This is a genomic window from Pseudomonas sp. B34(2017), from assembly GCF_002112915.1.
Taxonomy (GTDB): domain Bacteria; phylum Pseudomonadota; class Gammaproteobacteria; order Pseudomonadales; family Pseudomonadaceae; genus Aquipseudomonas; species Aquipseudomonas pharyngis.
Genome location: NZ_NEJA01000010.1, coordinates 63,435 through 84,346, shown reverse-complemented (window position 1 = coordinate 84,346; position 20,912 = coordinate 63,435). Strand labels below are relative to the sequence as shown.

The 20,912-nt window shown below is 60.8% G+C and carries 17 protein-coding genes and 1 pseudogene; 9 read left to right on the top strand and 9 right to left on the bottom strand.

Annotated features, from left to right (window positions below; genetic code table 11):
* Window positions 1–232 precede the first annotated feature (232 nt).
* From CAF80_RS27225 to CAF80_RS27210, 4 genes are read right to left on the bottom strand one after another with little or no spacing between them, the layout of a single operon-like run.
* Window positions 233–1,597, bottom strand: coding sequence for a heavy metal sensor histidine kinase (locus tag CAF80_RS27225; protein WP_074691005.1), 1,365 nt, complete (start codon window positions 1,595–1,597; stop codon window positions 233–235).
* Complete coding sequence (locus CAF80_RS27220) at window positions 1,587–2,264, bottom strand: heavy metal response regulator transcription factor (RefSeq protein ID WP_011335857.1); 678 nt, start codon at window positions 2,262–2,264, stop codon at window positions 1,587–1,589. The genes CAF80_RS27225 and CAF80_RS27220 overlap by 11 nt, the downstream gene beginning before the upstream one ends.
* Before the next feature lie 8 nt (window positions 2,265–2,272).
* Window positions 2,273–5,374, bottom strand: coding sequence for a multidrug efflux RND transporter permease subunit (locus CAF80_RS27215; RefSeq protein ID WP_074691006.1), 3,102 nt, complete (start codon window positions 5,372–5,374; stop codon window positions 2,273–2,275).
* Window positions 5,371–6,531, bottom strand: a complete 1,161-nt coding sequence (locus tag CAF80_RS27210) for an efflux RND transporter periplasmic adaptor subunit (RefSeq protein ID WP_074691007.1) — start codon at window positions 6,529–6,531, stop codon at window positions 5,371–5,373. The genes CAF80_RS27215 and CAF80_RS27210 overlap by 4 nt, the downstream gene beginning before the upstream one ends.
* 995 nt (window positions 6,532–7,526) lie before the next feature.
* Between CAF80_RS27210 and CAF80_RS27200 the strand changes: the two genes are divergently transcribed.
* The 4 genes and pseudogenes from CAF80_RS27200 to CAF80_RS27190 all read left to right on the top strand — a co-directional run bounded on the left by CAF80_RS27200 (window position 7,527) and on the right by CAF80_RS27190 (window position 9,986).
* Window positions 7,527–7,886, top strand: a complete 360-nt coding sequence (locus CAF80_RS27200; protein WP_074691009.1) for a DUF6124 family protein — start codon at window positions 7,527–7,529, stop codon at window positions 7,884–7,886.
* A gap of 135 nt (window positions 7,887–8,021) precedes the next feature.
* On the top strand, window positions 8,022–8,249 hold the full coding sequence (locus tag CAF80_RS27195; protein ID WP_039765632.1) for a hypothetical protein: 228 nt from the start codon (window positions 8,022–8,024) through the stop codon (window positions 8,247–8,249).
* Window positions 8,250–8,396: 147 nt separating this feature from the next.
* Window positions 8,397–8,678: pseudogene (locus tag CAF80_RS29340) on the top strand (PAS domain-containing protein); the annotation flags it as partial.
* A gap of 207 nt (window positions 8,679–8,885) precedes the next feature.
* Entirely contained in the window at window positions 8,886–9,986 is a 1,101-nt protein-coding gene (locus CAF80_RS27190) for a methyl-accepting chemotaxis protein (protein ID WP_371916412.1), read from the top strand.
* Here the strand turns inward: CAF80_RS27190 and CAF80_RS27185 are convergent.
* From CAF80_RS27185 to norR, 5 genes are all read right to left on the bottom strand, one after another.
* On the bottom strand, window positions 9,983–10,732 hold the full coding sequence (locus CAF80_RS27185) for a YkgJ family cysteine cluster protein (RefSeq protein WP_039765635.1): 750 nt from the start codon (window positions 10,730–10,732) through the stop codon (window positions 9,983–9,985). The genes CAF80_RS27190 and CAF80_RS27185 overlap by 4 nt on opposite strands.
* A gap of 87 nt (window positions 10,733–10,819) precedes the next feature.
* On the bottom strand, window positions 10,820–11,137 hold the full coding sequence (locus CAF80_RS27180; protein WP_039765638.1) for a hypothetical protein: 318 nt from the start codon (window positions 11,135–11,137) through the stop codon (window positions 10,820–10,822).
* Between the two features lie 61 nt (window positions 11,138–11,198).
* Window positions 11,199–11,657: an N-acetyltransferase gene (locus CAF80_RS27175; RefSeq protein WP_085668166.1), complete on the bottom strand. Its 459-nt coding sequence runs from the start codon at window positions 11,655–11,657 to the stop codon at window positions 11,199–11,201.
* A 27-nt stretch (window positions 11,658–11,684) separates the two neighbouring features.
* A complete protein-coding gene (locus CAF80_RS27170) occupies window positions 11,685–12,587 on the bottom strand; it encodes a chemotaxis protein CheV (protein ID WP_011335848.1) in 903 nt (300 codons plus the stop codon).
* Between the two features lie 314 nt (window positions 12,588–12,901).
* Window positions 12,902–14,458 carry a nitric oxide reductase transcriptional regulator NorR gene (norR, locus tag CAF80_RS27165; RefSeq protein ID WP_085668165.1) on the bottom strand — a complete coding sequence of 519 codons (1,557 nt, stop codon included), beginning with the start codon at window positions 14,456–14,458 and terminating at the stop codon, window positions 12,902–12,904.
* A 163-nt stretch (window positions 14,459–14,621) separates the two neighbouring features.
* On the opposite strand from norR, the gene hmpA reads away from it, so the two are divergent.
* From hmpA to cyoB, 5 genes are all read left to right on the top strand, one after another.
* A complete protein-coding gene (hmpA, locus tag CAF80_RS27160) occupies window positions 14,622–15,803 on the top strand; it encodes an NO-inducible flavohemoprotein (RefSeq protein ID WP_074691014.1) in 1,182 nt (393 codons plus the stop codon).
* Window positions 15,804–16,013: 210 nt separating this feature from the next.
* A complete protein-coding gene (locus tag CAF80_RS27155) occupies window positions 16,014–16,574 on the top strand; it encodes an ester cyclase (RefSeq protein WP_039765648.1) in 561 nt (186 codons plus the stop codon).
* A gap of 25 nt (window positions 16,575–16,599) precedes the next feature.
* Window positions 16,600–17,109, top strand: a complete 510-nt coding sequence (locus CAF80_RS27150; RefSeq protein WP_007956723.1) for a disulfide bond formation protein B — start codon at window positions 16,600–16,602, stop codon at window positions 17,107–17,109.
* 825 nt (window positions 17,110–17,934) lie between these two features.
* A complete protein-coding gene (gene cyoA / locus CAF80_RS27140) occupies window positions 17,935–18,876 on the top strand; it encodes a ubiquinol oxidase subunit II (protein WP_074691015.1) in 942 nt (313 codons plus the stop codon).
* Between the two features lie 3 nt (window positions 18,877–18,879).
* Window positions 18,880–20,910: a cytochrome o ubiquinol oxidase subunit I gene (cyoB, locus tag CAF80_RS27135; RefSeq protein WP_007956721.1), complete on the top strand. Its 2,031-nt coding sequence runs from the start codon at window positions 18,880–18,882 to the stop codon at window positions 20,908–20,910.
* The last annotated feature ends 2 nt before the right edge of the window (window positions 20,911–20,912 follow it).

Genomic DNA, 20,912 nt, shown 5'->3' with positions numbered 1-20,912 from the left:
TCTTGCTTGGCAAGTGCTGTTTGGTGCGGGCAAAGATAAGGTTGCCGGGCGTTGTGAAACAGCGTGATTTTCATAAATGACTGTTACAGCGGAAGCAAAGATCAACGGGTGATCATTCCAGGACTCGGCTTGGGAACACCTTGATGGAAGCTCTGTGTTCGGCTTTGGAGTGGAACGCGGAGCGTCCCGGGCTGCATTCCCACGCGGAGCGTGGGAACGATCGGGAGAGGGGTCAGACGGGGAGGTGGATTCCGAAGGTGTTCATCCCGCGATCACTGCGCACAAACACATCGCCGCCGTGCATTAACGCGATCGCCTTGACGATCGCCAGCCCCAACCCGTGATTGTTGCCACTGTTGCTGCGCGACGCATCGACCCGGTAGAAGCGCTCGAACAAGCGCGGTAAATGCTCGCTGGCAATCGGCGAACCGGGGTTGGCTACGCCGATGCTGACCTTATGTTCCTCGACCGCGATCTGCACCTCGATCACTTGTCCCGGCGCGGTGTGTTGCACTGCGTTGCTCAGTAGATTGATCAGGGCTCGGCGCAAGTGGGCGATCTCGATCTGCACCTGGGCATCGCCGCTGACGTGGACCTGGACCTGCGCATCCTCAAGGATGAAATCGAGGTATTCGAGGGTGGTCGCCACTTCATCGGCCAACGAAGTCGACGTCAGTTTGGTGGCCTTGCTGCCCTGATCGGCGCTGGCCAGGAACAGCATGTCGTTGATGATCGAGCGCAGGCGCTCCAGCTCTTCGAGGTTGGATTGCAGCACTTCGAAATAATGCTCGGCGGAGCGCCCGCGAGTCAGGGCGACCTGGGTCTGGCCGATCAGGTTGGTCAGCGGCGAGCGCAGTTCATGGGCGACGTCGGCGTTGAAGGATTCGAGCCGCGAATAGGCTTGCTCAACCCGCTCCAGCGTCGAGTTGAACGAGTCGACGAACTGCTCCAGTTCCGGCGGCAACGGCGACAGTCGCAGACGCCCGGCCCGCAACGGCGGTGCCAGCCGCTGGGCTTCGTGGGACAGTTTGATCAGCGGTTTGAGGCCGATTCGCGCCACCCAGTAACCCAACGCCGAGGCCAGCAGCACGCCGATCACCGCCAGACTCACCAGCGCGATCAGCAACTGATGCTGGGTCTGGTGAAAGGTCTCGGTGTCGATGCCGATCATGAAGCGCAGCGGGGGGCGTTGATCCTTGGCCGGCAGTTCGGTGAGCAGCACTTTCAGCGGATAGGGATGGTCGGGCAGTTGCAGATCGCGCATGCCCAGCGGGCCTTGGGCAAACGCGCGGATCAAGGCATTCGGCTCGCCAAACTCGTAGCCCGGATTGCCGCTGACCACCCAGAAACGGATGCGCTTGTCCTCTTCGCCGAGCAGCTTGAGCTTGGCGTTGATCTTCACCCAATGCTCGGGGGTGCCATAGCGGTTGAGCGCCGATTCCAGAACGCTGTAACGCGCATCGAGCTCCGCTTCCGGCAGCAGGCCCAGGCCTTTGTCCACTTGTTGATACAGCGCGCCGCCGATCAACAGAAACACCAGCAGCGCCACCAGCGTGAACATCCCGCTCAGGCGCAGGGCGATAGAGTTACTGGACACCACGGCTCTCCAGCACATAACCCATGCCCCGGATGGTGTGCAGCAGTTTCTCGTCGAACGGCCCGTCGAGCTTGGCGCGCAGGCGCTTGATCGCGACTTCGACCACGTTGGCGTCGCTGTCGAAATTAATGTCCCAGACCATTTCCGCAATCGCGGTTTTCGAGAGGATTTCACCCTGACGCCGGGCCAGCACGCTGAGCAGTGAAAACTCTTTCGCGGTCAGGTCCAGCCGAGTGCCGGCGCGGGTGGCCTTGCGGCTGATCAGATCGATCCACAGGTCGGCGATGCTCACCTGTACCGGTTCGTGGCCGCCGCTGCGGCGGGTCAGCGCTTGCAGGCGCGCCACCAGTTCGAGGAAGGAAAACGGTTTGCCGAGGTAATCGTCGGCGCCGTCGCGCAGGCCTCGGATCCGGTCTTCGACCCGCTCGCGGGCGGTGAGCATGATCACCGGCGTCTGCTTGCGCGCACGTAGCGCGCGCAATACGCCAAAGCCATCGAGGCCCGGCAGCATCACGTCGAGGACGATCACCGCGTAGTCGCTTTCCAGCGCCAGGTGCAGGCCCTCGACGCCGTCGCGGGCCCGATCCACGGTGTAACCCTGTTCCGTCAGGCCGCGGTGCAGGTAGTCCGCGGTTTTTTCTTCGTCTTCGATAATCAGAACGCGCATGACCCGCCTCAGTCTGTCGTTGCCAGCGCCGCGACGGGCGCAGGTTTGGGCTTGTGGAACAGCCGCTCGAGCCACAAGTATATGACCGGCGTGGTGAACAGCGTCAGCATCTGGCTGACCAGCAGGCCGCCCACCACAGCGATTCCCAGTGGCTGGCGCAGTTCGGCACCGGTGCCGTAACCGAGCATCAGCGGCAGGGCGCCAAGCAGCGCGGCGAGGGTGGTCATGATGATCGGCCGGAACCGCGTGATACACGCTTCGAAAATCGCATCCTGCGGCGATAGCCCGCGATGGCGCTGTGCTTCCAGGGCGAAGTCGATCATCAGGATGCCGTTTTTCTTGACGATACCGATCAGCAACACCAGCCCGATCAGCGCCATGATCGAAAAGTCCTGGCCGCAGATCCACAGCATGATCACCGCACCCAACCCCGCCGCCGGCAAGGTCGAGATGATCGTCAGCGGATGGACGAAGCTCTCGTAGAGCACGCCAAGGATGATGTACACCGCCACCAGCGCCGCGAGAATCAGCCACGGCTGACTTTTCAGCGAACTCTGGAACGCCTGGGCCGCACCCTGGAAGTTGCCGCTGATCGCGGTCGGCATGCCGATCTCGGCCTTGGCCTGATTCAGCAGAATCACCGCGTCGCCCAATGCCACGCCGGGCGCCAGGTTGAAGGACAGGTTGGCGGCCGGGAACATGCCGTCGTGGGCAATCGACAGTGGGCCGATGGTCGGCGCGTCGAACCGGGCCAGCGCCGACAGTGGCACCATTTCCCCGCTCAGCGGCGAGCGCAGGTAGAAATAGTTGAGGCTTTCGGCCTTGCCGCGCTGTTTGGTGTCCAGCTCCAGAATTACGTTGTACTGGTTGACCTGGGTCTGGAACTCGTTGATCTGCCGCTGGCCGAAGGCGTCGTACAGCGCCTCGTCTACATCACTCGCGGTCAGGCCGAAACGCGCGGCGGCGCTGCGGTCGATGCTGATATGGGTGATGCTGCCGCCCAGTTGCAGGTCGTTGGAGATGTCACGGAACGCCGGAATGCTGCGCAGTTTTTCGGTGAGTTTCTGGGTCCAGGTCGCGAGGGTCGGCCCGTCGTTGCTCTTGAGCACGTATTGGTACTGCGCACGGCTCGGGCCGGAGCTGAGGTTGATGTCCTGGCCGGCGCGCAGGTAAAGCACGATGCCTGGGACTTTCATCAGTTGCGGACGGATGCGGTCGATGAACTGGCTGGCCGAAACATCGCGGTCACCGCGTTTTTTCAGGGCGATCCAGAAGCGACCGTTGGCGATGGTCTGGTTGCTGCCGGACACACCGACCGAATGGGAAAACGCCTGCACGGCCGGGTCGGCGGCGACGATTTCGGCCATTGCCAGGTGTTTTTTCACCATGTCGCTGTAGGAAATATCGGCGGCGCCTTCGGTGGTGCCGAGGACGAAACCGGTGTCCTGCACCGGGAAGAAACCCTTGGGGATAAACACGTAGCCGCCAATCGCCAGCGCGACGGAAATGCCGAACACGCCGATCATCAATTTCTGGTGAGCGAGGGCGCGGCGCAGGCCTTTTTCGTACCAGCTGAGCAGGCGTTCGCTGAAGCCCGGTTTGTCATGGGCGTGATGCACCGGTTTGCGCATGAACAGCGCCGCCAGCGTCGGCGCCAACGTCAACGACACCACCACGGAAATCATGATGGTCGAGGTGGCCGTCAGGGCGAATTCCTTGAACAGCCGCCCGACCACGCCGCCCATGAACAGCAACGGAATGAACGCCGCCACCAGCGAGAAACTGATCGACACCACGGTGAAACCGATCTCGCCGGCGCCCTTGATCGCGGCGTCGCGCATGCTGTCGCCGGCCTCGAGGTGACGGTGAATGTTTTCCACCACCACGATGGCATCGTCGACCACGAAGCCCACGGCCACCACGATGGCCACGAGGGTCAGGTTGTTCAGGCTGAAACCGAGCAAATACATCAAGGCGAAACTGGCGGTCAGCGACACGCCGAGCACCGCCGAGACAATCATCGTCGCCGACAACTGGCGCAGGAACAGCGCCATGACCGCCACCACCAGCAGGATCGCGATCAGCAGGGTGATTTCCACTTCATGCAGCGAGGCGCGGATGGTCTGGGTGCGGTCGATCAGGGTTTTGACCTGCACCGAGGCCGGCAGCATGGCTTCGAGGCCGGGCAGGGCGGCCTGAATCCGGTCTACGGTTTCGACGATGTTGGCGCCGGGCTGGCGGGAGATCACCAGGTTCACGCCCGGCCGATCACCGGCCCAGGCCTGCACGTAGGCATCTTCCGAACCGTTGACGACTTTCGCGACATCCTTGAGGTGAACCGGGGCGCCGTCCTTGTAGGAAACGATGAGCTGGCTGTATTCCTCGGGGTGGAACAACTGGTCGTTGGTCGACAACGTGGAAATGCTCGATTCGCCGTACAGCGCGCCCTTGGCGAGGTTGAGGCTGGTCTGCTGGATCGCCACACGAATGTCGGCGAGGGTCAGGCCGATGGCCGCCAGTTTGTCGGCCGAGGCCTGCACGCGGATTGCCGGACGTTGCTGACCGGTGATGTTGATCTGGCCTACACCGTCGATCTGACTGATCTGACGCGCAAGGAGGGTTTCCACCAGGTCGCTGAGTTCAGTGCCGGGCATTTGCGTGGAGCTGACGCTGAGGATCAGCACCGGGCTGTCGGCCGGGTTGACCTTCTTCCAGGTCGGCAGGGTCGGCATGTCTTTCGGCAGTTTGCCCGCGGCGGTGTTGATCGCGGCCTGCACTTCCTGGGCGGCGGTGTCGATGCTCTTGTCGAGGGTGAATTGCAGGGTCAGCAACGTGGAGCCCAGCGCACTGCTGGAGGTCATCTGGGTCATGCCGGGGATGGCGCTGAATTGCACCTCCAGCGGCGTGGCCACGGATGAAGCCATGGTGTCGGGGCTGGCGCCGGGCAGTTGGGCGGAGACCTGGATCGTCGGAAATTCCGCTTCCGGCAGTGGGGCAATCGGCAGGCGCGGGAAGGCAATCACCCCGACCAGCACCAGCGCGATGGTCAGCAGAATCGTCGCCACCGGGTGATCGATGCACCAGGTCGAAACGCCTTTGTGCTGCTTCATGGCTTGGGCTCCGCTTGCACCACCTGCGGCGGTTCGCTCATGACCTGCACGGTCGAACCGGGCTTGAGCCGCGACTGGCCATCACTGACCAATACGTCGCCGGGCTTCACGCCTTTGATGATGTCCTGGCCGCTGCCCTGGTAAACCATTTGCACCTGCACCGCTTCAACCTTGTCGCCGTTGACCCTGTACACGAAGTGTTGATCGAGGCCGCGTTGTACGACGGTGGGCGGAACCACCAGCGCATCTTTATCCAGCGCTGTCTGAATCTTTACCGTCACCAGCAGGCCCGGCCAGAGTTTCTGGTTGGGGTTGTCGAACTCGGCCTTGGCGCGGATGGTGCCGGTGTTGGCGTTGATCTGATTGTCGATCAGGGTCAGGTGACCTTCGCCGAGCAGATTGCCGGTTTCGCCATCGGTGTCGGCGCCGATGTAGGCCTTGACCAGTGCGCGCTGCGGGTCGCTGATCAGGCCTTGCAGGGTTGGCAGCATTTGCTGGGGCAGGGAAAACTCGACGGCGATCGGGTCGATCTGGGTCACGGTGAACAGACCCTGGGTGTCGGTCATGCGCAGGAAGTTGCCTTCGTCGACCGTACGAATGCCAACGCGGCCGGTGACCGGGGAGCGAATCTGGGTGTAGGAAAGTTGTACCTGTGCCGCGTCAATCGAAGCCTGATTGCCCTGGGCGGTGGCCTTGAGCTGGTTGACCAGTGCCTGTTGCTGGTCGTAGGTCTGCTTCGATACACCGTCGTCGACGCTGAGCAGTTTGTAGCGCTTGAGGTTGACCAGCGCCACTTGCAGTTGTGCCTGGCTTTCGCCCAGTTGTGCGCGGGCCTGGTCGAGGCTGGCGCGGATCGAGCGGTCGTCGATGGTGGCGAGCAGGTCGCCCTGTTTCACCAGTTGCCCCTCTTTGACCAGGAGCTTGGTGAGGATGCCGTCGATCTGTGGGCGCACTACGACGCTGTGCAGTGAGAGGACCGAGCCGATGCCGCTGGTGTAGCGGGGGACGTCTTTTTCGCTGACGGCGACGACTCTGACCGGGATGGCGGTGGGGGCTGCCAGTTTGGCCGGGGCGGGTTTGTATGCGTACCACAGACCTGCGGCTGCGAGGGCGATCAACAGGGTGGCGAGCAGGGCCTTTTTCTTCTGGATTTGCATGCTTGTGGGGCGCCAGGGGGACGGGGTTTGGGCAGGTTTTGTCTTTATAAACTTGTTTGGGGGTCAGGAGGGTGACGGCTGGCTGACGGCGCTGTCAGTTTCGGCTTTTGACTTGGCGGCCTTTGGGCCGGCCAGGCTTTGGATGTTCTTTGTGAATATCCGTTTCTTCGGGTGCTGCGGCTGGCGGTTCCGCCCTTACGGCGGGTCACTTTGGCAAACGCCGGAATGCCGGCCCAGCCCAAAGTAACCAAAGGGCTTGGCCCCTGCGTTCGGCGCCTCGCTGTGGCTCGGCGTTCCTTCGTTACGGGATTCATCCGGGGGCATCGCCTACGGTTTGCTTCGCTGCACCTCCTCTCGATGCATGCGGCTTCGCCGCACGGTCGCTGCGCTCCCACCCCCGGATAAATCCCTCCACTCAGCCTGCCGATGGGGCCGGCAGGTCAAGAGCGGTACTCGAGCTAACGCTCATTGTGTTGAGTGGTGGGAAGCGAGAAGCAAATGCGGACTGCTTTTGCTTTGATCGTTCCCACGCTCCGCGTGGGAATGCCGCTCGGGACGCTCCGCGTTCCATTTTCGGATGTTTGGAAACGTGTCGGGTGTACCGATTGTTTTGATCGTTCCCACGCTCCGCGTGGGAATGCCGCCCGGGACGCTCCGCGTTCCATTTTCGAATGTTTAAAAGTTGTGTCTGTTTCGGCGATCCTTCCCACAACGTTTTCAGGTTGTCCGTCGGAAGTGCGCTCTCTAGTCTCTGGCTGTCGCTGCCAATCCAGCGAACAGGCGTGGAAACCTGATTTCAAGTAGTTGCAAAGCATCTCCCCGTAATCGTTGCCGATGTCTTCTTTCGTCTGCAAACTGCGTCGCGGCGGCTGTGCGCAGGCAGACTTCGGTCTGGCCGGTTGCCTACTTATCGGTTTTCCACCCTGCGTACAGCTGCCACCTCTTGTCGTGTGGAAACGACAAGGGATGGCTCCATAGCCAAGTAGGAGTTTTTCATGGACAAACTGATACCCGACCCACCCCTCGAATCACCCACCCCACTCGAAGAGGCCATGCGCGCCGAAGACCTCGCCCGTAACCGCGAAGCCATCAAACGCGCCCTCGACTACTACCTCTGCCCCAACCCCACCAAACCGCGCCCGAGCACGATGTATATGGTCACTCCCAACGTCGACACCGAAAGCCTGCTGGCCAATGCCTGCGAGTCCCTGGCGTCGGCCAGTACCATCGCCAGCAATTTCGCCAATGAGCTTTCGGGCCCGCAGCGCAGTACGGCACTGGGAATCCAGCAGATCGTCATGCTGGCCGAGCTGGCGGTGAACCGGGCGCTGGATCGGGTTGATCCGCAAACGTGATCCGCTAGTCGAAGAGTCCCGAAAAGGAACCGGTCGTACCCTTTTTGGGGCTCTTTAAAGTCCGCTCACGCAGGTATACTGCGCGCTTTCGCGGCTCGTCCACCGGGCCGGACTTTTTTGCTTCGCGGAGCTTTCATGACTTCCCCAATCGACAACGCTGTGAGCGATGTCCCGGCAGAGCTGGCCGAGGCCGGCGAATCCAAGCCAACCATTCCTGCGTTCAAGTTTCCGTTCAAGCCAGGTGAGCTGGCGGCGGCTAAAGCGGCCAAGCAGCCGCAATTCAAGGGCAAGGACGGTGATCGTCACGCCAAGATTCCGGGTGTGGCGCCTTCGGGTACTCGCCGTTCGATGGGCAAGCGCTGATTCATTCCCGCCTCGGCCATCACTGTGATTTTCGGTCACAGTGATGGCTAATTGCTCAGTTCCTGAGCCAGATCAACGTTTAACCAGTGAGTGCGCTTAGAGTCAGCAGCCCTGCCGACTCTTTCCAATAAAACGAGCGCGCTTTCCATGAAGATCAATCTCCCGGTGACCGGGCGCAATGTCGATGTTGCGCCGGATGCGAACATTCTCTCGACCACCGATCTGACCAGCGCGATCACCTACGCCAACGACGACTTCATCAGGATCAGCGGTTACAGCCGCGACGAGCTGCTGGGTGCGCCGCACAATTTGCTGCGTCATCCGGGCATGCCGGCGCAGGCGTTTGCCCATATGTGGCAGACGCTCAAGGGTGGGCGGTCGTGGATGGGGCTGGTGAAGAATCGTTGCAAGAACGGTGATCATTACTGGGTCAGTGCCTATGTCACGCCGGTCACGCAGAACGGTGCGGCGGTGGAGTATCAGTCGGTGCGCACGCGGCCGGATGCGCGGCAGATTGCGGCGGCGGAGCGGGCGTATGCGCAGTTGCGCGAGGGGCGGATGGCGCGGTGGCAGTGGCTGCCGAGCCTGAGTTTGCGGGCGAAGATCATGGCGTTGACCAGTTCGGTGCTGGCGCTGGTGCTGGGGATTGAAGCCTGGCTGCGGCCGGAGTCTCTGGGCATCGAAGCCGCTGCGCTGGTAGCCGGCAGTGGTGCGTGTGCGCTGGGCGTGGGTTGGTTATTGCGGCCGCTGGAGCGTCTGACCGAGCGTGCGCGGTTGATTGCCGACAACCCCTTGAGCCAGGGCATTTATACCGGGCGGCGGGATCAGTTCGGGCAGATCGAGTTTGCCTTGCAGATGCTTGAAGCGCAGGTCGGCGCGGTGGTGGGGCGCATTGGCGATGCGTCGCAGCGATTGGCCGGGCATGCGGCGCAATTGGTGGATCATCTGCACAGCAGTCACACCAGCACGTTGGCGCAGCAGGCGGAAACCGATCAGGTGGCGGCGGCGATTCATCAGATGGCGGCCAGTGTGGCCGAGGTGGCCAGCCATGCGCAGCAGGCGTCGGTGGCGGCGGACATGGCGGGTACGGAAACCCGTGAAGGTCATCTGCTGGTGGGCGAGAGTCGCAGTGCAGTGTTGCGGCTGGCCGAGGAGTTGGGGCGGGCGACCGAGGTGATTCATCAGCTCGAAGGCCACAGCATCGAGATTTCCGGGGTGCTGGAGGTGATTCGCAGCATCGCCGAGCAAACCAATCTGCTGGCGCTCAACGCCGCGATCGAAGCGGCCCGGGCCGGGGATGCCGGGCGTGGGTTTGCGGTGGTGGCCGATGAGGTGCGCGGTCTGGCTCAGCGTACTCAGCAGTCGACCAACGAGATTCAACGGATGATCAGCACCCTGCAAAACGGCGCGCGGGATGCGGTGCTGGTGATGCAGCAGAGCAGCGAACATGTGGATAACAGCGTCGAACAGGCCCAGCGTGCGGCCCGGGCCTTGGACGGGATCAGCGGGCGGGTCGAGCAGATCACCGAGATGAGTCTGCAGATTGCCGCAGCGGTCGAGGAGCAGAGCGCGGTGAGCGAGGACATCAACCGCAACATCGTCAGTATTCGCACGGCGTGCGAGTTGACGGTGGATGAAGGGCGCCAGAGCCAGCTCAACTCACAGGATGTGGCGGGGCTGGCGGGGGATTTGCGTTCGCTGGCGCGGGAGTTCTGGGGGCGGCGGCAGGGCGCTTAGGCCGCTCGCAACGAAATGAACGCGTAGGTCTGCGGCGGTTCGGACACCACTTGTGCCCCGGCCGCCCGTACTTGCCCGGCGATGTCGTCGCCGGAGACATGGAACAGCCATTCACTGGAAACTTCGCTCAATGGCTGCGCCGTGACCTGATCGATCACCGAGGCAAACGCGCCCATGTCCGGCAGATACGCGGTGAACCCATCGCCCTTAAGCGCCGTGGTGCGGATGCCGAGCAAACCGCAGATCGCGTCCTTGATCCGGATGTCATCGCGATCCGCCTGACGCGAGCGCTGGATCAGCGTCACCAGTTCCTGATCCACCAGCTCACCGCCGACGATCAACTGCGGCCCTTGCTCCCACGATTCTGGCGGGCAGTCCTTGGCGGCAGGGTTCAGCGCAATGTGCGGATTGATTTCGGCGGGATAGATGCGACACACCAGCGGCCGACGCTCGTAGATGCGGCACAGCTTGTCTTCGTCAAGATTCCGGCAGGGACCGACGTTGTAGGCGGCGAAAGTGATCGCCACATGGGCGTCGGACATTCCGCTGCGTACTACCGCCGAACGCCGCTGAGCGTGTTCACGCTGCTGTTCCGGCAGGCCCAGGCCGTTGGCAAGAAACGCCTCCACCAGCACGATCACCTGACCGCCGTCAGCCGCCCACATGCGGGCTTCGGCCAGGGTCAGGGGCACATGATGATCGGTGCAGCATTTGCCGCAACCTACGCAGGAAAAGGTCGTATTCATTGAGCGGGCAATCTTCAATCAGGGTATGAATCGGCGACATAAAGCCGCCGTACAGGCCCGGAGTGAAGCAAGTTGTGCGCCATTCGCTCAGGGTTTGGCGGTGGGGCGGATCGAGTCCCATTCGGTGACGAACGCGGTTTTGGACTTTTTGTTGTACAGGCACAGCTCGGTGCCTTGCTGGCCCTTCATGTGTTTTTGCGGGTACTGGCCTTGCAGCAACAGCGCGGTATAGCCGACCCGGTCATCGAATTGCGCGGCGTTGCCGACCGGTTTGGCGTTTTTCAGGCCGCTGGCCTTGGTGCAGCTGGCGAGCACGGCTTTGTCGTAGGCCGCCCAGGCGTCGGGGCTGGAGGCGTGGGCCAACGGGGCGATGAGGCAAAGTACGGAGAGGGCGAGGCGTTTCATGGTTCGGGCATCCTTGGAAGTTGATCGCCAAGGTTGGAGTATGCCGCAGGATTTTAGTTTGTCAGTCCGGCACCAGTTCCCGGCGAACCACATACATTCCAGACATTTCGTACAAGCGCTGCGCTCGCTGATTGCTCTCCAGCACCTTCAGATCGACAAACCCTTCGCGTCGATCCCGAAACGCCTTGAACGCATGAAGCAGCAACGCCCGACCCAATCCCCGACCTTGCCCCCGAGGATGCACCACCAGATTCTTGATGTAGGAACTGGTCCAGCACTGCGCCAGGCCAATGACGCCTTCGGCATCGCTGGCGATGAAACACAGTGCCGGATCGTATTCCGGGTCGTTTTCAAACTGTTTTTGCCACACATCCAGCGCCGGCACCCGACCACCGCCTTCGCGGTAGCCGATCTGCATCAGTTCATGCACGGCGGATGCGCGTTCGGCGCTGTAGGTCGTGAGTTCGATGCCGTTCGGCCATTCGATGGTCGGCACGTCCTGGCTCAGATCGCGCCGCATCAGAAAACAGAACGTCTCGCTCAAGACTCAGTGACCCTGAGCTGCGACGTGTTTGGCCGCTTCGATCAGGCAGTGGGTCAGCTCGGGCGAGGAGAACTTGGTCAGCACGCCGTTGGCCCCGGCGAGGCGAGCCTTTTCGCTGTTCATCGCGCTGTCCAGCGAGGTGTGCAGCAGCACGTAGAGGTGGGCGAAGTCCGGGGTTTCGCGCAGGGTACGGGTGAAGGCGTAACCGTCCATCTCGGACATTTCGATGTCGGAGACGATCAGGTTGATCTGCTGCGCCGTGCCTTGCAGGTCCAGCAGGCAGTCGATGGCTTCCTTGGCACTGCGCGCGGTGTGGCATTGCAGGCCGAGGTTGCGCAGGGTGTGCACCGATTGCTGCAACGCCACCTGACTGTCGTCGACCACCAGGATCCGCGCGTTACCCAGCACTTCGGCGTCTTCCATGCTCAGCTCGGTCGGGGCCATTTCGATCTGCGCCGGGGCGATGCCGTGGATGACTTTTTCGATGTCCAGCACCTGCACCAGCGTGCCGTCCACCGAGGTCACGCCAGTGATGTAGGCGCGCGAACCGCCGGAACCGAACGGCGGCGGTTTGATGTCAGTGGTCAGGCAATGCACGATCTTGCTCACCGCCTGCACATGCAGGCCCTGTTTCGAACGGCTGACGTCAGTGACGATCAGGCAGCCGCCGTTCGGGTCTTCCAGCGGCCGCTCGCCGATGGCGCGGCTCAGGTCGATCACCGACAGCGAAGCACCGCGCAGGGTGGCGATGCCTTTGACGTGCGGGTGCGACTCCGGCAGCTTGGTCAGCGGCGGGCAGGGGATGATTTCACTGACCTTCAGCAGGTTGATCGCCATCAGCTTGCCGCTGCGCAAGGTAAACAGCAGAAGCGAAAGTGAATCTGCGCGGGCTTTGTTGGAAGACATAAAAACCTTCTGTGGAGAAAGGTGGTTGGGCGACGGTGGAAGTCGCCAGAAACTATTGATGCCGGGTTATCGGCGTCAAAAGGTTGGGCTTTAGGTTAGTTGTCGGGTGGTGGTGTGTCAGTTGGATCGATTGCCCTCACCCCAGCCCTCTCCCGGAGGGAGAGGGAGCCGAATGCGGGATGCTTTTGAGCTACACCGACCTGAAAGTGCATTGTTGAATCCATAATCGACTCGGTGATTCAGGTCGATGTAAGGCGCCAGACACCTCGGTCGGCTCCCTCTCCCTCCGGGAGAGGGCTGGGGTGAGGGTGCTTTTAGCCTTTCATCCCCAACCGCTTCGCCATCCGCCCCAGATTCGCCCGGTCCAGCCCCAGCTCCCGGGCGGCACTGGCCCAGTTGTCCCGATTGCGCTCAAGCGCTGCACTGATCAACTGCCGCTGATACTGCTCGGTGGCGGTGCGCAGGTCGCCGCTGATCAATGGCAGAGCGGCAGTCGCTTCGGACGGCGCCGATGAGTTATCCACAACCTCGCGCGGCAGATCGAGATCCAGCGCACTGAGGCTGAGAATCTTCGGCCGCACCTTGCAGTTGCCCAGCGCTTTCAGTGCGCTGCGTCCGATCAGGTGTTCCAGTTCCCGCACATTACCCGGCCAGGTGTAGGCCAGCAGCGCCTCCTGGGCGTCGCTGTTCAGACGCAGGCTGTTGAGGCCCATGCGCGAGCGGTTCTGTTCCAGGAAATAACCGCTCAGCAACAGCACATCGCGGCCCCGGTCACGCAGCGCCGGCACCCGCAACGGGTAGACGCTGAGGCGATGGTAGAAGTCGGCGCGGTAGCGGCCGCTGCGCACTTCTTCGGCCAGGTCGCGGTTGGTCGCGGCGATCAGGCGCACGTCGACCTGATGCTCCTTGTCCGAACCCAGACGCTGCAACTGGCCGCTCTGCAAAACCCGCAACAGCTTGGCCTGGACGGTCAACGACAACTCGCCGACTTCATCGAGAAACAGCGTGCCGCCGTTGGCCAGTTCGAACTTGCCGCGCCGGTCGCTGGTGGCGCCAGTGAAGGCGCCGCGCACGTGGCCGAACAGTTCGCTTTCCACCAGCGTGTCCGGCAGGGCCGCGCAGTTGAGGCTGATGATCGGTTTGTCGGCGCGCTTGGAGGCAGCGTGGATCGCCTGGGCCACCAGTTCCTTGCCGACTCCGGTTTCGCCAGTGATCAACACGGTCAGGTCGCTGCCGCCGACCAGATTGATTTCTTCCACCAGTCGTTTATGCGCCTTGCTCTGGCCGATCATTTCGCGGTTCTGCTGACCGCTGGCCTGACGATAGACCTCGGCGCGCTGGTGTTCGTCTTCGGCGCGAATCGCCAGACGTTCGATGCGCTCGGCGGCATTCACAGTGGCGGAGGCGAGGCTGGCGAAGGCTTGCAAGGCATCTAGTTCGATCGGTTCGAAACGCTCCGGATCGAGGGCGTCGAGGGTAATCAGACCCCAAAGCTTTTCATCGACGAACAACGGACAGCCGAGGCAGTCGTGAACTTCAAGATGATCGTCGAGGCCGTCGACCAGTCCGTCGTAAGGATCGGGCAAGTCGCTGTCGGCGGCGAAACGCGTTGGCCCTTCGCCGGCCAGCAGCACTTCGAAGCGCGGGTGTTCGCTGACCTTGAAGCGGCGACCGAGGGTGTCGGTACTCAAACCGTCCACGGCCAGCGGCACCAGCCATTCACCATCTAGGCGCAGCAGTGCGGCGGCATCGCAGGGCAGCAGGGCGCGCATGGCTTCGAGCAGGCGTCGATAGCGCTCGCCTTCGGGCAGTTCGCGGGACAGGTCGGAGACCAGTGGGAGCAGGGCGGTGAGCAATGATTTGGCGGACATGGGCTTGTAGTCAAAGAGACACGTTGTAGTCGAAGCGACTATAGAGTGGCTTGTGTCGATCTGACTACATAATTTTCAAGCTATTGATTTATATGAAAAAAATAATTGGCACGAATACTGGAATGAACAAGGCACTTTTAGAGAAAGCTCAGGAGTCACCCTTATGCTTAGCGTCCAGGATCGTGCCATCGTCAAATCCACAGTACCTCTGCTGGAAAGCGGCGGTGAAGCGCTGATCACGCATTTCTACCGCATGATGCTCTCCGAGTACCCGGAGGTTCGCCCGCTGTTCAACCAGGCTCACCAAGCCAGCGGTGACCAGCCTCGCGCCCTGGCCAACGGCGTGTTGATGTACGCCCGTCACATCGATCAACTCGACCAGTTGGGCGATCTGGTGGCCAAGATCATCAACAAGCACGTTGCGCTGCAAATCCTGCCGGAGCACTACCCGATCGTTGGCACCTGCCTGCTGCGCGCCATCTCCGAAGTGCTCGGCGAAGAAATCGCCACCCCGCAAGTGATGAGTGCCTGGGGCGCGGCCTACGGTCAGTTGGCCGAGATCCTGATCGGCGCCGAAACCGCCATTTATGACCAGAAAGAGCAAGCCGTCGGCGGCTGGCGCGGGGCGCGGGAGTTCATTGTCGCGGCCAAGGTCGAGGAGAGTGCGGAAATCACCTCGTTCTACTTCGAACCGGCGGACAAGGGCCCGATTCTCGCAGCCGAGCCAGGCCAATACATCGGCATGAAGCTGATCCTCGACGGCGAAGAAATCCGCCGCAACTACTCGCTGTCGGCCCTGGCCAACAAAGGCCAGTACCGCATCAGCGTCAAGCGTGAACCGGGTGGTCGAGCTTCCAATTATTTGCACGATCAGTTGCATGTCGGTTCCAGCATCCAACTGTTCCCGCCATCGGGCGAATTCACCCTGACCGCCAGTGATAAACCGCTGGTGCTAATCAGCGGCGGCGTCGGTATCACGCCGACGCTGGCGATGCTGGAAGCGGCGCTGGAAACCGAGCGTCCGGTGTACTTCATTCACAGTGCGCGCAACGGCAGCGTGCATGCGTTCCGTGACTGGATCGACGGGCTGGCCGCGCGCCATCCGCAGCTCAAGCGCTTCTATTGCTACGCCGAAGATGACGGCGTGAGCCCGGCGGCGGACAAGGTCGGGTTGTTGAGCGAGGAGCAACTGGGCGAGTGGCTGCCGGCGGAGCGTGATGTGGACGCTTACTTCCTTGGGCCGAAAGGTTTCATGGGGGCGATCAAGCGTCACCTGAAGGCACTGGGTGTGCCGGAGAAGCAGAGCCGGTATGAGTTCTTCGGGCCGGCTGCTGCTCTGGAATAATCCGGAACCGGGTTGCCCTCATTCGCGAGCAGGCTCGCTCCCACATTGAAATGCATTCAAATATGGGAGCGAGCCTACTCGCGATTGGCCGTTACACGGCCCTGATTCTTAAATTCTGTTTAAAGGTTAATCGTTTCTTAACCGGTTTATCGTTTATTCACCGATGCTGATGATAGGCGCTCGTTCGTTTACATGATCAGGATCGTCCCCATGTCGCACTTCGCCTCTTCCCGTCGTTTCAGCCTGGCCACTTTGGGCCTGTCGGTTGTCTTGCTGTCCAGTCCATTCGCGTTCGCCGAATCCGCGTTGATCCAGCCGCAGACCCTGATCGTCGATCAGAGCCTGCCCAAGGCCAAGCGTGATGCGATGGAACTGGCGGCGCGGCGTTATGGCAGTTTCTGGAACACGGGCGAAGAGGCGTTGGCCACCGCTGCCCTGTCGCCGCAGTTCGTCGACAAGACCCCGCCGGAAGGCCGGGTACAGGGGCCGACCGGGCCGCTGCTGGCGTCGAAGTTCTTTCGCACGGCGGTGCCGGACTTGAGCTGCGAGATCGAGCAAATGATCGTCGCCGGGGATCGCGTGGTGGTGCACCTGCACTTTCGCGGGCATTTCACCGGCACGTTCAAGGCTCTCAAAGGGCAGGGCCAGCGTGTAGACTTCCGGGCAACCGATATTTATCAGATCGACAACGGTCGCATCGCGGCCAATTGGCATATCGAAGACAACATCAGCCTGATGGCGCAACTGCAAGCGCAGCCGCCGGCCAGCTGAACCATGGACATGAAAGGGAAACGCGATGAGCGAGGAAACGATTCGATTGGGACGTGAGCGGCGCTATCTGGTGTTGCTGGGCATCATCTGCCTGGCGCTGATCGGCGGCGCGCTGTACATGCAGATCGTGCTGGGCGAGGCGCCGTGCCCGCTGTGCATCCTGCAGCGTTATGCGTTACTGCTGATTGCGTTGTTCGCGTTCATCGGCGCGGCCATGCGCACCCGGCGCAGCATCACCGTGTTCGAGGTGCTGGTGGTGATTTGTGCCATCGCCGGCGCTGGTGTCGCCGGGCATCACGTGTACACCCAGTTCTATCCGGCGGTGAGCTGCGGCATCGATGTGTTGCAGCCGATCGTCGATGACCTGCCGCTGGCGAAGATCTTCCCGCTGGGCTTCCAGGTCGACGGTTTCTGCTCGACGCCGTACCCGCCGATCCTCGGCCTGTCGCTGGCGCAATGGGCGCTGGTGGCCTTCGTGCTGGTGGTGATCCTGGTGCCGCTGCTGACCTCGCGTAACCGAAAAGCGTTGCGCTGAATCAACTTTTCGGCGCGTGCGCCGATAAACCAAACGCCTCGATTTGCGGTGACGCAGATCGAGGCGTTTTGCATTTCAGGGTCTGTGTGAAAACACCGTGACGAACGGCAAGGAAGGGTGCGACAGGTGTGCGACATGTTGTCACACACGCCCTGTCGCAGCGCGTTTCACAGGTCCGGATTGGAGTGCTGTTACAAAAAAGGATTGGTCTGTTTCAGCGTTTTTCTGTTTTTGCACGCGTGTGCCGGATCAGGCAGTTTTAACAGACTCGGGCAGATGGCCAAAAGCCTTGGCATATCGGGCTTTGCGCGGATCGCGCCGTGGGAAAAAGCTTTCGGAGCTGTCTGAACTGAGGCCGATAGGCCTACATTTTTTGGTGTTTTTGTTGAGAATCGATTTCGATAACATGGGTCACTTTTGCAAAAAAAGCGATGGATTGTTGCTCAGAGCGATAAAAATTATTTCGGGATAAGACATGGTGTATAGGGCGCTACCTATCTACAATCGCCCGCACTGAATTCCCGGCACTGTTCAGCCTTTATTAAGGAGGCGAGCAGGAAGTCGGGTGTCGGGCAGCCGAGAGGCTTGCGAGACACCCAGGTGTCGGTGCCTTTCCAACTTTCCGCACCAAATGGAATTGGTCTGTAACAAGGCCTTTGACCACGAATTCGAATAAGAACTGACCGCTGTCCCAGGTTTTGTCGAGCGTCTGACGCGCGACGGGCGGCCCTTATTCAATCCAAAGAAAATGCCAACCCTTGGCAGGGTGAAGTGTTGGCGATCAAAACCCAACTGCATTGCGCAAGCTGCTTTAGAGGTCGTGAGATGAGTAAAAACAGGTACCCCAGATTACTAGGCCTAGTGCCGCTGCTCGGCACGTTGTTGCTGGGAGGCTGCAACATGACCTTGCTCAATCCAACGGGCCAGGTCGGCCTGGAACAGCGCAACCTGATCATCACCGCCACGCTGCTGATGCTGTTGGTCGTTGTGCCGGTCATCGTCATGACCTTCCTGTTCGCCTGGAAGTACCGCGCCTCCAACAAGAACGCCGTCTACACCCCGAAATGGTCGCACTCGACCAAGATCGAAGTGGCAGTCTGGACCATCCCGGTCCTGATCATCATTGCCCTGGGTTACATCACCTACAAGTCGACCCACTCGCTGGATCCGTATCGTCCGATCGAATCCGACGTCAAGCCGGTGACCATCGAAGTGGTCGCGCTGGACTGGAAGTGGCTGTTCATCTACCCGGAACAAGGCATCGCCACGGTCAACAAGATCGTGTTCCCGGCGCACACGCCAGTTAACTTCCGGATCACTTCGGACGCGGTGATGAACTCGTTCTTCATCCCGGGCCTGGGCGGCCAGATCTACGCGATGGCGGGCATGACCACCAAGCTGCACCTGATCGCTGACCGCAACGCTGAAATGGACGGTATCTCCGCCAACTACAGCGGCGCTGGTTTCACCGGTATGAAATTCAAAGCGATCGCAACTTCTCAGGAAGATTTCGTCGCCTGGGTAAGTGAAGTCAAAAAGGCACCTAAACAGCTTGAAGCCGCTGAATACGCAGCCCTTGCCAAGCCAAGCCAGAACAATCCAGTCGAGCTCTACTCCTCGGTCACGCCGAACCTGTTCCAGACCATCGTCGACAAGTACGAAGGCATGAAACCAGGCAAGCCGCTGAAGCACGAGAAGAAAGAGAAAGAAGTGGCGGCAACGGATATGGACTCGAATTCGCATTCAGCTGCCGGGGCAGAGGAGTAAACGATGTTTGGTAAATTAAGTTGGGAAGCGATCCCTTTCCACGAGCCGATCGTGATGGTCACCATCTCGATGATCGCGCTCGGTGGTCTGGCGTTGTTCGCTGCAATCACCTACTTCAAGAAGTGGACTTACCTGTGGACCGAGTGGCTGACGTCGGTCGACCACAAGAAAATCGGCGTGATGTACATCATCGTCGCCATGGTCATGCTGCTGCGCGGTTTTGCCGACGCCATCATGATGCGTACCCAGCTGGCCATGGCCACCGAGGGTTCGCCTGGCTACCTGCCACCTGAACACTATGACCAGATCTTCACCGCTCACGGTGTGATCATGATCATCTTCATGGCGATGCCATTCTTCACCGGCCTGATGAACCTTGCAGTGCCGCTGCAGATCGGCGCGCGTGACGTTGCGTTCCCGTTCCTGAACTCCCTGAGCTTCTGGCTGCTGGTGTCCGGCGTCGTGCTGATCAACCTGTCCCTGGGCGTCGGCGAATTCGCCAAGACCGGCTGGGTTGCCTATCCACCGCTGTCGGGTCTGCAATACAGCCCTGGCGTGGGGATGGACTACTACATCTGGGCGCTACAGCTATCGGGTCTGGGTACAACGTTAACGGGGGTTAACTTCCTCGCGACCGTGCTGAAAATGCGTACCCCTGGCATGAAACTGATGGACATGCCGATCTTCACCTGGACCTGCACCTGGGCAAACGTTCTGATCGTGGCTTCGTTCCCGATCCTGACCGCTACCCTGGCACTGCTGACCCTTGACCGTTACATGGATTTCCACATTTTCACCAATGAACTTGGTGGCAATCCAATGATGTACGTCAACCTGTTCTGGGCATGGGGCCACCCTGAGGTTTACATCCTGATCCTGCCGGCATTCGGCATTTTCTCGGAAGTCATCTCGGCCTTCACCGGCAAGAAACTGTTCGGCCACCACTCGATGATCTACGCCTCGGGCGCGATCTCGGTACTGGGCTTCATGGTTTGGCTGCACCACTTCTTCACCATGGGTTCGGGTGCCAGCGTCAACGCCTTCTTCGGTCTGGCGACGATGCTGATTTCCATCCCGACGGGTGTGAAACTGTTCAACTGGCTGTTCACCATCTACCAGGGCCGTCTGCGCTTCACCAGCCAGGTGCTGTGGACCCTGGGCTTCATGGTGACCTTCGCCATCGGCGGCATGACCGGCGTACTGCTGGCCATCCCGGGTGCTGACTTCGTTCTGCACAACAGCCTGTTCGTGATCGCTCACTTCCACAACGTGATCATCGGCGGTGCGGTATTCGGCTACATCGCAGGTTTCGGCTTCTACTTCCCGAAAGCGTTCGGCTTCAAGCTGCACGAAGGCTGGGGTAAAGCAGCGTTCTGGTTCTGGATCTCGGGCTTCTTCGTCGCGTTCATGCCGCTCTACGCTCTGGGCTTCATGGGCATGACCCGTCGTCTGAACGCCACCACCAACCCTGAGTGGGTACCGTACCTGTACGTTGCCATGTTCGGTGCGGTGATGATCGCTGTGGGTATCGCCTGCCAGCTGATCCAGCTGTACGTGTCGGTGCGTGACCGCAACAAGCCGGAAAACATGTGCGAACACGGTGACCCGTGGAATGCCCATACCCTGGAATGGTCGACCTCGTCGCCACCTCCGTTCTACAACTTCGCTGTACTGCCAAAGGCAGACTGCATCGATCCGTTCACCGAGGCCAAGGAAAACGGTACCGCGTACAAGGCCCCGGCCAAGTACGAACCGATCCACATGCCGAACAACACTGCCACTGGCGTGGTGATGGGCGCACTGCTGACCGTGTTCGGTTTCGCGATGATCTGGCACATCTGGTGGTTGGCGATCGCCAGCCTGGCCGGCACTGTCATCTACTTCGTGATCCACGCAGCACGTGACGATCAGGGCTACATGGTGCCGGTTGAAACGATCGAGCGCATCGAAGCCGAGCAGCACAAGCGTCTGGTAGCGGCCGGGAAGATCCCTGCTTCCGCAACCCGTGTTGAAACCAAGTTGGAACAGGCTTAAAC

Coding starts and splice junctions, on each gene's coding strand:
- CAF80_RS27220 (WP_011335857.1), bottom strand. CDS start 2,264: ATGCGCGTTCTGATTATCGAAGACGAAGAAAAAACCGCGGACTACCTG.
- CAF80_RS27215 (WP_074691006.1), bottom strand. CDS start 5,374: ATGAAGCAGCACAAAGGCGTTTCGACCTGGTGCATCGATCACCCGGTG.
- CAF80_RS27210 (WP_074691007.1), bottom strand. CDS start 6,531: ATGCAAATCCAGAAGAAAAAGGCCCTGCTCGCCACCCTGTTGATCGCC.
- CAF80_RS27200 (WP_074691009.1), top strand. CDS start 7,527: ATGGACAAACTGATACCCGACCCACCCCTCGAATCACCCACCCCACTC.
- CAF80_RS27195 (WP_039765632.1), top strand. CDS start 8,022: ATGACTTCCCCAATCGACAACGCTGTGAGCGATGTCCCGGCAGAGCTG.
- CAF80_RS27185 (WP_039765635.1), bottom strand. CDS start 10,732: ATGAATACGACCTTTTCCTGCGTAGGTTGCGGCAAATGCTGCACCGAT.
- CAF80_RS27180 (WP_039765638.1), bottom strand. CDS start 11,137: ATGAAACGCCTCGCCCTCTCCGTACTTTGCCTCATCGCCCCGTTGGCC.
- CAF80_RS27175 (WP_085668166.1), bottom strand. CDS start 11,657: ATGCGGCGCGATCTGAGCCAGGACGTGCCGACCATCGAATGGCCGAAC.
- CAF80_RS27170 (WP_011335848.1), bottom strand. CDS start 12,587: ATGTCTTCCAACAAAGCCCGCGCAGATTCACTTTCGCTTCTGCTGTTT.
- norR (WP_085668165.1), bottom strand. CDS start 14,458: ATGTCCGCCAAATCATTGCTCACCGCCCTGCTCCCACTGGTCTCCGAC.
- hmpA (WP_074691014.1), top strand. CDS start 14,622: ATGCTTAGCGTCCAGGATCGTGCCATCGTCAAATCCACAGTACCTCTG.
- CAF80_RS27155 (WP_039765648.1), top strand. CDS start 16,014: ATGTCGCACTTCGCCTCTTCCCGTCGTTTCAGCCTGGCCACTTTGGGC.
- CAF80_RS27150 (WP_007956723.1), top strand. CDS start 16,600: ATGAGCGAGGAAACGATTCGATTGGGACGTGAGCGGCGCTATCTGGTG.
- cyoA (WP_074691015.1), top strand. CDS start 17,935: ATGAGTAAAAACAGGTACCCCAGATTACTAGGCCTAGTGCCGCTGCTC.
- cyoB (WP_007956721.1), top strand. CDS start 18,880: ATGTTTGGTAAATTAAGTTGGGAAGCGATCCCTTTCCACGAGCCGATC.